Source organism: Sphingobacterium athyrii (genome assembly GCF_003071065.1).
Classification (GTDB): Bacteria; Bacteroidota; Bacteroidia; order Sphingobacteriales; family Sphingobacteriaceae; genus Sphingobacterium; species Sphingobacterium athyrii.
In genome coordinates, this window is the sequence record NZ_QCXX01000004.1 from 733,074 (window position 1) to 746,227 (window position 13,154).

The 13,154-nt window shown below is 42.1% G+C and carries 9 protein-coding genes; 3 read left to right on the forward strand and 6 right to left on the reverse strand.

Annotation, left to right across the window (positions count from 1 at the left end; genetic code table 11):
* The first annotated feature begins 45 nt into the window (after window positions 1-45).
* Window positions 46-636, forward strand: coding sequence for an IS1096 element passenger TnpR family protein (locus DCO56_RS17425; protein WP_108635005.1), 591 nt, complete (start codon window positions 46-48; stop codon window positions 634-636).
* Between the two features lie 46 nt (window positions 637-682).
* Complete coding sequence (miaA, locus tag DCO56_RS17430; protein WP_108635006.1) at window positions 683-1,609, forward strand: tRNA (adenosine(37)-N6)-dimethylallyltransferase MiaA; 927 nt, start codon at window positions 683-685, stop codon at window positions 1,607-1,609.
* Window positions 1,610-1,679: 70 nt separating this feature from the next.
* Here the strand turns inward: miaA and DCO56_RS17435 are convergent, their stop codons facing one another.
* From DCO56_RS17435 to recJ, 4 genes are all read right to left on the reverse strand, one after another.
* On the reverse strand, window positions 1,680-2,750 hold the full coding sequence (locus DCO56_RS17435; protein WP_108635007.1) for a branched-chain amino acid aminotransferase: 1,071 nt from the start codon (window positions 2,748-2,750) through the stop codon (window positions 1,680-1,682).
* A 545-nt stretch (window positions 2,751-3,295) separates the two neighbouring features.
* Window positions 3,296-4,810 (reverse strand): GH3 auxin-responsive promoter family protein, encoded by a 1,515-nt coding sequence (locus tag DCO56_RS17440; protein ID WP_108635008.1) that lies wholly within the window; start codon window positions 4,808-4,810, stop codon window positions 3,296-3,298.
* A gap of 17 nt (window positions 4,811-4,827) precedes the next feature.
* On the reverse strand, window positions 4,828-5,562 hold the full coding sequence (gene lptB, locus DCO56_RS17445) for an LPS export ABC transporter ATP-binding protein (protein WP_108635009.1): 735 nt from the start codon (window positions 5,560-5,562) through the stop codon (window positions 4,828-4,830).
* A gap of 223 nt (window positions 5,563-5,785) precedes the next feature.
* Entirely contained in the window at window positions 5,786-7,486 is a 1,701-nt protein-coding gene (gene recJ / locus DCO56_RS17450) for a single-stranded-DNA-specific exonuclease RecJ (RefSeq protein ID WP_108635010.1), read from the reverse strand.
* A 90-nt stretch (window positions 7,487-7,576) separates the two neighbouring features.
* Here recJ and DCO56_RS17455 point away from each other — a divergent pair, with 90 nt between their 5' ends.
* Window positions 7,577-8,380, forward strand: a complete 804-nt coding sequence (locus DCO56_RS17455) for an MBL fold metallo-hydrolase (protein WP_342749298.1) — start codon at window positions 7,577-7,579, stop codon at window positions 8,378-8,380.
* 69 nt (window positions 8,381-8,449) lie between these two features.
* Here the strand turns inward: DCO56_RS17455 and DCO56_RS17460 are convergent, their stop codons facing one another.
* Window positions 8,450-10,072, reverse strand: a complete 1,623-nt coding sequence (locus DCO56_RS17460; protein WP_108635139.1) for a RagB/SusD family nutrient uptake outer membrane protein — start codon at window positions 10,070-10,072, stop codon at window positions 8,450-8,452.
* Between the two features lie 13 nt (window positions 10,073-10,085).
* Entirely contained in the window at window positions 10,086-13,115 is a 3,030-nt protein-coding gene (locus DCO56_RS17465) for a SusC/RagA family TonB-linked outer membrane protein (protein ID WP_108635012.1), read from the reverse strand.
* Window positions 13,116-13,154: the final 39 nt, after the last annotated feature.

Below are 13,154 nucleotides of genomic sequence, written 5' to 3' on the forward strand. Positions count from 1 at the left end.
ATATAGTATTAATTTTAAACTGCTAAAAAGAAGAATACATAAAAGATGGCAATTTATAGATTTAGAGTTACTTTTGAAGATTATGAAGATGTATATCGCGAAATTGATATGCCTTCCAAAAGTACATTTTTAGACATGCATGAGGAAATCCATAAAACGACAGGCTACGCGCCAGATGCTTCTTCCTCTTTCTACGTGAGCAATGATCAGTGGAAAAAAGGAACAGAAATTGCTTTTAAACCCACGCAACGTAAGAAAGATACGGAAGTTTTGTTGATGGAGAATATTCGCCTGAGCAAGTTTATTGATGATCCACACCAAAAATTTTATTACATCTATAACTTTGACCGTCCTTATGATTTTCAGGTGGAGCTGATCAAAATTCTGAAGGAGGAAGCAGGTAAAGAGTATCCGGCTTTGTTCAAGTCAGTCGGTCAGGTACCTAAAACCATGACCGCCGCTAATTTCCCTGTAGCCGATGCTGTTGAGGAAGATGAGTATGTTGAGGAAGATGAAACACAATACGGTGTGGATGACGAAGATGAATTGGATGGCTTTGACAGCGAGGATGAAGATGAAGAGGGAGAAGGTGAGGAGGAACGTGAAGAATCTACTGGCTACGAAGACGAATATTAATAGAAAATGCCTTTGGATGCTTATTTGAGCATTTGAAGCACATATTATGGCAAATAAAAAAACACTGATAGCCATTGTAGGTCCGACTGCTGTTGGAAAAACTGCAATGGCTATTTCATTGGCCCAATACTTTAAGACTGAAATCATTTCTGCCGATTCCCGCCAATTCTATCGGGAGATGAGCATCGGTACGGCAAAGCCGGATGCAAAAGAATTGGCCGCTGCTCCACACCACTTTATAAATTCGCATTCCATTAGTCAAGATTATTCTGCGGGCGATTTTGAGCGGGAAGCATTGCTCAGGCTGAATGAACTTTTCAGGCAGCATGATGTCGTTATTATGGTGGGCGGATCCGGACTATTTGTTCGTGCACTCTGTGAAGGATTGGATGACCTTCCCAAAGCCGGGGAGGAGGTGCGTGAAAGACTCAACAACGAAATGGCGCAATTGGGTATTGAAAAGATGAAGGAACGGTTAAATGCAATTGATCCTGCTTATTATCAAGTCGCCGATGTGGACAATCCACAGCGTGTCGTCCGCGCCCTGGAAGTATTTGAGGCAACAGGCAAACCGATGTCCTTTTACCATAAGAAAGATGTCGATAAAAGACCGTTTGATATTTTGACGATAGGGTTAAATATGGAGCGTTCCCAATTGTATGCACGGATCAATCTTCGGGTAGATCGTATGATGGAAACTGGTTTGCTGGAGGAGGTAAAATCGTTGATTCCTTTTAGAAGCAAACCAGCTTTGCTGACGGTAGGGTACGCCGAATTGTTTGACTATCTCGACGGAAATATCTCCTTGGGAGATGCTGTGGACAAAATCAAGCAGAATTCAAGACGTTATGCAAAGCGTCAAATTACCTGGTTTAAAAAATATGGTGATACTGTTTGGTTCCAACCTACTGAGACGGGGGACATCATTGATTTTATACAGGCTAAACTTCATGGCTGCAACAAGGAGAATTAATCAAACCTATTTGCACAAAAAAGGGCAGTTGATGATCACCAACTGCCCTTTTTTAGTATGGATTATTCCTTTATTTCACCAAGTAGTTCCATCCAAATGAATCAGCTAATTTACCGTAGCGCAATTCATTCAGGTAATTTAAGACTTTATTGGAGAACTCGCGGCCTTCCACCGGAGGCAAGTTGTAGTCTTGTCCTTCAAAACCGATACGGCTGATGTGTGTTATCGTTGCTGCTGTTCCAGCGGCAAATGCCTCGGTTACTGTTCCCGATTTGATGCCATCGATAAGCTCCTGAACGGATACTTTTCGCTGTTCGGTTTTATATCCCCATTTATCCGCTAACTCCATAATGGTACGACGGGTTACACCATGTAAGATCGTATCACCATGTGGTGTGATAATGGTATCGCCAATACGGAAAATAAGGTTTGCAGTACCGGCTTCTTCAATATATTTGTGTTCAGCTGCGTCAGTCCACATAATTTGATCGTAGCCTTCATCATTAGCCAGTTGGGTTGGGTAAAGCGACAATGCATAATTACCGGCATTTTTCGAGAATCCAACACCGCCTTCGGCTGCACGCGTATAGTAAGTTTCAACTTTTAAGCTAATGGGTTTACTATAGTAAGCACCTACCGGTCCTGTAATAATGATAAATTTGTACGATTTGGATGGATGTACACCCAAAGCGGCTTCCGTACCGAACATAAATGGGCGGATATATAAAGAAGAACCTTCTTTAGCAGGAACCCAATTCCGGTCAATATCCAATAGCTTGCTCAGTCCATCCATGAAGATTTCTTCAGGGACTTCAGGCATCTGAAGCCGGGCTGCTGATTTGTTGAATCTTTCCCAGTTTCTATCCGGACGAAAGATACTCACCGTACCATCTGCAAATTTATAAGCTTTAATACCTTCAAATATCGCTTGACCATAATGTAAAGCAGACATCGAAGGACTGATACTGATATCTCCATAAGGGACGATGCTGACATCTTTCCATTCACCATCATCATAGTCTGCGACCAGCATGTGGTCGGATAATATCTTTCCGAATTTTAGATTGTCGAAATCTACTTGCGAGAGTCTTGAATTTTGAGTTGGCTCTACGCGAATTGAATAGTTCTCTGTCGCGTTCATCTTATTTTTTATATTACTTAGGCTAAGTTAGGAAAAATTGAAATATAAACCGCACTTTGTCCGGATAATTTCCCGTTTGGCAAAATGCCTTTTATTTCGGACAGTCATTCTCCAAATGACTACACTTTTTATATAAAAATGAAAGATTTGACTTAGAAATTTTTAGAATCAGTCCATTATTAATTAAATGTATTAATTTTATATTAATTAACAATCAGCTTGCATTTATGGCATAAAGTTTGGCAATAAAGAATGCGGCCATGGATGGGCATCTGGTTCGCTTTACGCTATAAAATCACTTATCATAAAATAAACTTAGTATGGAATTGACTCACAGTCTTAACAAAAGCAATGAAGTAACATCGGGTGAAACTCGCGAATTGTTACAGCGTGATGTTGAAATTCAAAAGAAAGGTATTTCTGTGAATTTTATCCTTGGTTTTTTTGTGTTTTTGTATAAAACCGCAATTAAACCCTAAAACAAAAAGATTAGCCAAAAATGTATTGGAAAATTTTGGCTAATCTCCACTAGGACAGACCTCCGGTCAATCTTGTAAAATCTTTAGAAGCGGATCGAGATACTCTCTATTATTGCTCAGCCTTGGAACTTTATTCTGTCCACCTAATTTACCCCTAGACTTCATCCATTTATAAAAAGTGTCTGACGGCGCATTATGGACAATGGGCGATTGGAGTGCCATATTCTTAAAGCGTTTTGCATCGTAATCCGAATTGATTTCCCGCAACTTTGCATCCAATATTTCACAAAAACGGTTAAAATCATTAGGCTGCTGTTCGAATTCGATAACCCATTCGTGTGCGCCAGCTTCTGCTTCCCGAAAATATACCGGGCCCGCGGTATAATCTTTAATTCGGGCATCTGTCAATTTGCTCGCTTCTGCCAATGCTTGTTCGGCATTGTCCACGATTACTTCTTCACCAAATGTATTGATGTATTGTTTTGTGCGGCCTGATATCTGAAAACGGTAAGGTGAGAGCGATGTAAACTTGATCGTATCACCTATCTTATAACGCCATAGTCCAGCGTTGGTGGATATGATCAGCGCATAGTTCTTGCCGATTTCCACTTGATCCAAGCGTAGCGTTGTTGGATTTTCATCATGCATTCTTTCCACCGGAAGGAATTCATAATAGATCCCATAGTCCAGCATCAGCAGCAGATCTTCGGAATCAGATCTGTCCTGTAAACCAAAATATCCTTCTGAGGCATTGTAGTTTTCCAGATAATACATTTTGTCTGAAGGTATCAGCTTGTGAAATTGCTCGCGGTAAGGCTTGAAACTCACGCCACCGTGACCATAAAATTCCAGATTTGGCCATACCTCCAATAAATTATCCTTGCCCGTGATTTCCAAAATACGCTTGGCCATCACAATATTCCAGGTTGGCACACCTGCTAGACTGGTTACATTTTCCTTAATGGTTATTTGGGCTATCTGTTCAATTTTCTCTTCAAAATTGGGATTTAAGGTCACCTCCATATTCGGGGTCCGCTTGAATTCTGCCCAAAAAGGGAGATTACGGATCAGGATCGAGGATAAGTCCCCATAATAAGAGTCGGGACTGAAGTTGTTGATCTGGGAAGAGCCACCGATGACAACTGATTTTCCCGTGAAAACACGGTTTTCGGGTCTATTGTGGCAGTAAATGGTCAACATGTCCTTACCGCCCTGAAAATGACATTCTTCCAAAGCCTCTTCACTGACGGGGATAAATTTGCTACGGTCAGAGGTTGTTCCCGAAGATTTTGCAAACCATTTGATATCCGAAGGCCACAGAATATTCTGCTCACCTTTGATCATGCGGTCTACATAACCTTTGATATCATCGTAGTCCTGTATAGGGACACGTTCTTTAAATATTTCAGGTGTGAGTATACTTGTGTAATCGTATTTCTTTCCCCATTCTGTTGCCTCTGCGGTAGAAATTAAACTTTGGAACCATTCTTCTTGGACATCGTGTGGATATTTCATAAAAAGTTCGATCTGGTGAATCCTTTTTTTCATGAACCAAGTAAAAATGGAGTTTAATAAGGCCATAGGGTATTCTTTTTGCTTTAAAATTTTTTCCTTCTTAATTCAAAATGACGACCAAGGTAGAATTTTCGCGCGAGCTCATTATCGGCAATCTCTTCAGGTGTGCCGGTCAGCATGATTTTTCCTTCGGTCAAAAGATAAGCTCTATCCGTAATGGATAAAGTTTCCTGTACGTTGTGATCGGTAATTAGGATACCAATATTGCGCGTTTTGAGTTTGGCAACGATCGTTTGTATTTCCTCTACGGCAATAGGGTCGACCCCTGCAAATGGTTCATCCAAAAGGATAAATGCTGGATTTGCCGCTAATGCCCTAGCGATTTCCGTACGGCGGCGTTCGCCCCCCGACAAAAGATCACCTCTGTTTTTACGAACGCGGTGGAGACTAAATTCGGATAACAACTCCTCCAGCTTGGCCATACGTTCTTCTTTGTTGGGATAATGGATCTCCAGTACTGCAAGAATATTATTCTCCACGGATAACTTGCGGAAAACAGAAGCTTCCTGAGCCAAATAACCTATTCCGCGTTGTGCACGTTGGTACATGGCATCTTGTGTGATTTCTTGATCATCCAAGAATACTTTTCCTTCATTGGGTTTGATCAGACCCACAATCATATAGAAAGAGGTCGTTTTACCGGCACCATTTGGTCCCAATAATCCTACGATTTCTCCTTGCTCTACATGAAAGGACACGTTGTTGACAACCGTGCGTTGTTTATATTTTTTTATGAGATGTTCTGCCTTTAAAATCATCTTCTTGCTTTATCTTGTCACTATAATTGCTGCTCTATGTGTTCCCTCAAAAAACAGATCAGACTGAATTCGATGCGGAAATCGCTGTTGGAGCATTTTGATGCAAATCTATGGTAAATATATTTAATATCTTCTTAGTATTAAGTATTTAGATTGTAGTATTTAGACCACTGTGGTGCTCTATGCTTAAGAAGCTAAGTACACCTTATTCAAATAAAAAAAACTAGTATCGTATTCCCTTGATGTTAAGCTGTAAGTTTCTCTTGTTGCGCCACACGTTTTCCTCGATACTATAACAGATATCGAAACTCTGGCCTGAATTGATAAGACTGATATGTTCGGCCAATCCGAAACCGATGCAGTCAAAAGAGGCAGAGTCTTCCTGAACCACGGTCATTTTTAAATGATTTGTACCGACGGGGAAAGCCGGACCTACCGCACTTACCTTTTTGCTCAGGAAAATCGGTGCTTCATTCTGTGGACCAAATGGCTCAAACTGCTGGAGTATGCGGAAAAACTTTGCGTCGATATCCTTTAGGTGAAGTTTAGCGTCGATCAGAATTTCCTGTGTCAGCATCTCCGGACTGATTCTTCGGGCGACAACCTCTTCAAAGCGATCTTGAAACAGACTTACATTATCAAGTGACATGGTTAGTCCAGCGGCGTATTTATGTCCCCCGAACTGTTCGAGCAGGTCGGCACATTCGTTTAGGGCCTCATATAAATCAAATCCGATCACTGACCTGCAGGATCCCGCGATATGACCATTTGTTTCCGTCAATATAATGGTCGGGCGGTAATATTTCTCGGTCAATCGTGAGGCAACGATACCGATAACACCTTTATGCCAGTCTGCTTTGTATAATACGGTAGATTTTCGGCTTTTGAGCACGACGTTCTCCTCAATCAGCGCCAGCGCCTCCTCGGTTATCTTCAGGTCAAAATCCTTGCGGACATTATTTTGGTCATCAATACTCGAACTGAAATCTTTAGCCTCCTGTAAGGATTTTGAAATTAATAATTTAACAGCATCCTTGGCATGGTCTATCCTTCCGGCGGCATTGATGCGTGGGCCGATCTGGAAGACAATATCATTGACCGTGAAGGTCTTTGTTCTATTATTGGAAAGGTCAATCAGGGCTTTTAGTCCAACGCAAGGGTTGGTATTGAGCTTGATTAATCCAAAATGGCTTAAGATTCTGTTCTCTCCGGTGATCGGAACAATGTCTGAAGCGATACTGACCGCGACCAGATCTAAAAACTGATAACAGGCATTGATATCCATGCCATTGGTCAGGATGAAAGCCTGAATGATCTTGAATCCGATGCCACAACCCGAAAGTTCTTTATACGGATAATCACAATCGGCACGTTTTGGATCTAACACGGCGAAAGCCTTTGGAAGTTCTTCTCCCGGCAGATGGTGGTCGCCGATGATAAAGTCTATCCCTTTGCTGTTGGCATACTCAATCTTATCGATGGCCTTTATGCCGCAATCCAATGCGATAATTAAAGTAAATCCATTTGCAGCAGCATAGTCAATACCTTGTGTAGATATACCGTATCCCTCCGCATAACGGTCGGGAATATAAAACTCAAGCTGACTATGGAATTCTCTGAAAAAGCTGTAGACTACGGCAACGGCTGTTGTGCCATCGACATCATAGTCACCATAGATTAGAATTTTTTCTTTGTTGCCAATGGCCTGGATGATTCGGGATATGGCTTTTTCCATATCTTTCATCAAAAATGGATCGTGCAAATCGGACAATTGTGGTCTAAAAAACTGTTTTGCTTCATCAAAACTTCCAATTCCCCTGCTGACGAGCAACTCTGTTAATACAGCGTTGATATTTAATTCCTCGCGCAGTTTGTTGGTTATTTTGACATCAGTTTTAGATTTTAGTACCCACCTTTTTTGCATATCTTTGCACAATATTTTAAGTGTAAATATACGTTTTAAGGCTGGACTTACCTAATTCCTAAACCTGGTATTGACCATCTGTTGCTTAACGTGCATATTCCCAATGTTTTAAATATGGTGCAGGCTTATTCTCTATATGAAGGTTCTTTTTCCGTTGATAAAAGTAGAAAATTCGTTCCCTTTGATCCGGCTGTAGATGATCCGAAAGATCGTCCCGGATCCATGTTTATCCATGTTCATCCTTTTTTGATCAAAACAGAATCAGGTATTGTGATCTGTGATACCGGTCTGGGGCATACGGATGACCAGGGTGTGCTGAAGCTGTACAATAATATCCGCAAATTGGGTTATGAACCCGATGATGTAAAATATGTATTGATGTCACATCTGCATAAGGATCATGCCGGTGGTATGGTAAAAATGGAAGAAGGCTCGCCCCGTATTGCATTTCCGGAGGCTGAATATATTGTGCAAAGAGGCGAATGGGAGGACGCCTATTCTGGTATCTCCAGTTCCTACCGTACAGAGATTTTTGATGTTGTCCAACGGAGCGGAAACCTTGTGTTGGTGGAGGGGGAAGGAGCGATAAATACTGAAATCAGCTATGTGCATAATGGCGGACATACACCAAATCACCAGGCATTTCACATCCGTACAGGGGGAGAGCACTATTTTTTCGGAGGCGATGTGTTGCCTGAACCCGAGGAAATTTTTCATAATTACGTGGCTAAATACGATTTTGACGGACGACGCTCGAAAGAGCTCCGACAGCGGTATTGGACAGAGGGGGCTCCCGAAGGCTGGATTTTTCTGTTCTATCACTCAAAAAATATAACCATGGGCCGTAGCCAGCTGCGTTCGGATGGAAGTTACAAGCTTATTGAAGCGGGGTAGAAAAAAAATGATATGTCAATAAAAAGCCTCGTGGAATTTGAATTCCACAAGGCTTTTTTGACGTCAGGTTTAATATCCAGCATTCTGCGGAAAAGCAGCCTCAGTATTGCTGTCGATGACTTCCTGTGGAATAGGCCAAAGAATAAATTCCTTCTTGACAACATCTTTTGACTGGGGATTAAGTGCCTGTACACGGCGTAGGAAAACGTCGGCACCAAAGCGTGCTAATGTCATCCTGCGCATTTCTTCGCCCATAAGCTCTCTCGCACGTTCATCCAATATAAAATCTACATTGATTGCCGAAGCGTTGACCGGAGAGGCTTTGGCCCGGGCGCGCACCGCATTGATGGCATCCTTCGCCAGTTCAGGTTTATTGGCGCGCATATATGCTTCCGCCAATAAAAGATAGGTCTCGGCCAACCGTATTTTGACACGGTCTTTCATATTGCCTTCAAATGCAGGGTTTGCCGCTGTTTTTCCATAAAAAAACTTCGTGATTGTAGGAAATACATTGCCAGAAGCAATGATTGCATCGGTCAATACAACCTTCTTACCATAGAGTTCCGGAACAGAAGGATCATTATAATACCAATCCCGTTTGATATTGTAAGGGGAATTTCTGACGTCTTGTTTTTCATAGCTATCCAGCCACCACTGGTACGGACGCACGTGACCGAGGCCCCTTCCTCCGAGTGAGTCGGCAAGGACAAAACCTTTTTGTTGGGAATAAAAAGGAACCCATGCGCGTTTGCTCCAATCTGTATAATTGTCACCGCCTCCCTGCGTATTGTATTCTAATTGAATGGCCCAGATAGTCTCTTGATTGCCAGACGAACGATTCTGATTGTTTTCGATAAACATGTCGTGGAAATAGTCGCCGGGTTTGTCTTTCTCGGCTCCAAAGCGTTGATCGTTTAATTTAAAATAACCACTCTGAATCACTTTGTTAGCTGCTTCCGCAGCCAAATCTGGTTGACCAGCTTCAATATAAGCCTCAGCAAGATAATGCAATGCGGCCCATTTTGTCAATTTCCCTTCTTGAATTGGGCCTGGATCCTCAGGCAAGTTATCTCCAGCGTATTTAAGGTCCTCGATCATATGCGCCAAGACTTCAGCTTTAGGTGTACGGGTAAAATCGCGGCGCGGTGTTACCGAGACCTTGTCTACCCAGGGCACATCTCCGTAGAGGTTGATCAAATAACGATAGCTGTATGCGCGGAAGAAACGGGCTGTAGCTTCCACACGTTTTGGATCATTCTCTTTATCTGTCCATTGGATTGTATTTTTTGTTAATGCTTCCAGGATAATATTGGTATTTCCAATAAAACCATAGGCATACTTCCAGTAATTACGTACATAAGACGAAGCTGGGTTGAGGCTATAGTTGCTAAAAGGCGCTAAAGTAGCATCAGTTCCTGTGGTTTTGATCGCGACAATGTCTGTACCAACTTGTAAAGCTTCCTGCGGTGTTGCTCCCTGTGAAAATATACTGCCGTTCCAGGTCAGAAATTCCATCCGAGCGTACGAGTATAGACCGTTCAGACCCGTTTCAAAACCTTTGGTATTAATGTAGGTATTGTCAGGCGATTGAAAGCTGCTGGTATCTTCATTTAGAAAATTTTTGCTACAGCCAGTAAAGAATAGGCTAAGGCCAGCTAAAAGTGTATATAAAGTTGTGTTTCTTTTTTTCATGATATTTAACTGTTTAGAATTGAACATTTAGCCCCAATGAGAATGTTCTTGCTACCGGATAAGGGTAGGCAATATTTGTTGATGTGGGGTTTCCTGTCGTCGAACTGACACTTAATGCTTCTACATTGTACCCCTTTATTTTGGAGAACGTATAGATATTGCGTGCATTGATAAATGCCCTGACGGACGAAAGATTCAATCGTTCTAGAAAATCGCCTTCAAAGGTATAGCCCAAGCTGAGGTCGCGAATCCGCCAATACGCTGAATTGATGTAATACGTATGGTTATTGACAGGTGTGTAACCCGGTGACGGTATATCTGTGTTTGGGTTCTCTGGTGTCCAGTAAGGCATATCAGCGAGATAATTTGCGCCATTATTGGGTAGGAAACGCTCGATATTTTTAAAGTCGTCCACTTTTGTGCCGCCAAAAGCACCGTTCATAAATATAGAAAGGGAGAAATTTTTGTAGGTAAAATCATTCCCAATACCGAGGGTATAAGGTGAAATTTTATTCCCCATGACGGTACGGTCGCTGGCATCGATTTTACCATCGTTATTTAAATCAGCTAGTTTAGCATCGCCTGGTTTTGCTTTTGGTTGATAAGAGTTGGTGATATCCTCACCTTCCTGCCATACCCCGATTACTTTGTAATCATAAAAAATGCGTATTGGTTTGCCAATAAGCCAGGCATTGGTCAAATCATCCTTTCCATCTGCCCGCAATTTCGTTATCTTATTGTTGTTGTATGCAAAATTAACCGTTGTATTCCATTGGAAATTGTCATTTTTGATGGTAACGGCGTTCAAAGTGACTTCAAATCCCTTGTTGGAGGTTTCACCAATATTATTCAAAATGGTATTATAGCCATTCATCACCGGAACTTGCTCGCTCAGCAAAAGATCTGTTGTTTTGGAAGTATAGTAGTCAATTGTTCCAGAAAGACGATTTTTAAGAATGCCAAAATCCAAACCTGCGTTTAAGGAGGATGTCGTTTCCCAAGTCAGGTTGCTTCCTCGTCCATTGAAATTCATCACTAGTCCTTTTACGGGGTCTAGTCCATAGATATAATCCACATTGGTCAACCGGTCATAGGTTTGATAAGGAGATACGGCTTGGTTTCCGTTTTTACCATAAGAAACCCGTAGTTTTAACTGATCAAAGTAATCTTGGACGTTCCCCTCTTTGGAGATTACCCATGCTCCGGCAATCGAAGGAAAGAAGGCATACCTGTTATCAACAGAAAAAGCGCTATAACCGTCCGAACGACCGGTTAATGTCAATAGATAACGATCTTTGAAGGAGTAGTTGATCCGTCCCATATAAGAGATCATCGCTGTATTCTCAAGCTTGGATTCCAATTTCAGATTTTTGGAAGCTGAAGCCATATTGTTGTACCCGGCATCGGAAACGAAATCATCGCCGGTCATTTTAGACGTTTTGAAGTTGGTCTTTTGTGAGGAATAAAGTCCGACCACATTAATTTTATGATCGCCAAAAGTCCGGTCATAAGTCAGTAAATTCTCCCAGGTCCAGTCCCAAAAATGTTCATTATAAATCTCTCCCCGACCATTTACACCGCGTCCTGTCAACGTATTTGATCCATAATAGGAGTTTTCATTGATATTTCTGTAGTTCGTGCCGAATGTTGACTTGAAGCTTAACCCTTCAATTGGAAGTTTGACATCTAACCAGGAGTTTGCATATACAGTCCGTCGTGTATTGTCCCATTGACCATTTTCATCGGCGAAAGGGTGACCCCATAATGTTTGGGCATACATCGGATACGTCTCCGCTACACCGTTTTCATTCCGGTTTTTGCTATAGGGGGATAGTTTTACCACGCTTTCCAGGTTGGGTTGTACACCATCACGATTGCCTTGTGATGCTTGCATGGTCATTCCCAATTTTAACCATGAATTTAGGCTTTGATTGAGATTTAAGTTGACATTGTAGCGTTCGTATGGTGTGTTTTTGACCACGCCATCTTGATTGAGATAGCTTACTGATGCATAGTAATCAGATTTGTCAGTTCCGCCCGAAAAACTGAGCTGATGTTCGTGAATGGGAGCCGCATTGTTAAAGGCTTCATTTTGCCAATTGACTTCTTCGCCTTTTTTATACTGTTCCAGTACATTCGCAAAAAGGTAGTTTTCGGGATTAAGCGCATCACCAGTTTTACCTTTAGCGGCTTGATAGTCGCGCATAAATTGAATGTATTGTGGGCCATTCATCAATTTCAGACGACGTTCTACACTCTGTAGCCCAAAATAACCATTGTAATTGATGCGCGCTTTTCCAGCGGCACCTTTTTTGGAGGTGATCAAAATGACCCCGTTTGCCGCACGTGATCCATAAATGGCCGTGGAAGAGGCGTCTTTTAATACAGAAATACTCGCAATGGTATTGGAGGAAATATCACCCAATGAGCCGCTGAAAGGGATTCCATCTAAGATGATCAAGGGATTATTGGAAGCAGATATGGAGTTTTCGCCACGTATATTGATCGCTGCGGTTTCCCCGGGTTTAGCATTTCCAGAATTGATTGCTAGACCGGAAATCTTGCCCTGCAGTTTGTCCACGATGTTTGGCGAATTGATCCGCTCGAGGGATTTGGCCTCCACTGTAGCGACACTCCCTGTCAGGTCACTTTTTTTCTGTTTACCGTAACCAACAACGACAACCTCGTCCAACATGTCCTCAGATTTTGTCAGTGTAACTTGAGTTGTTTGGGATACAGGTAACTCCCGTGCAATAAATCCGATTGAATTAAAGACTAATGTAGCATTTTTTGATGTGACTGTCAGCGTAAATACCCCATCTTGACCAGTGGTGGTTGCTACTGTTGTTCCCTTTTGTTGTACGGTAACCCCGCTGACAGGCTTTCCGGTTTCATCCACCACCTTTCCAGAAACGGATTGTTGTTGGACGACTTGGACAATGGCTGTCTTCGCATTATTAGGGAGCGCTGCAACATAACAAGGTGCTGCTACTGAAAGAATTGTTAAGGGCGTCAGTAGAATGAAATGACTCTTTTTGACCATAGTGTGTAATTTAGATTCGCTAGTTTTAATGGCGGCAAG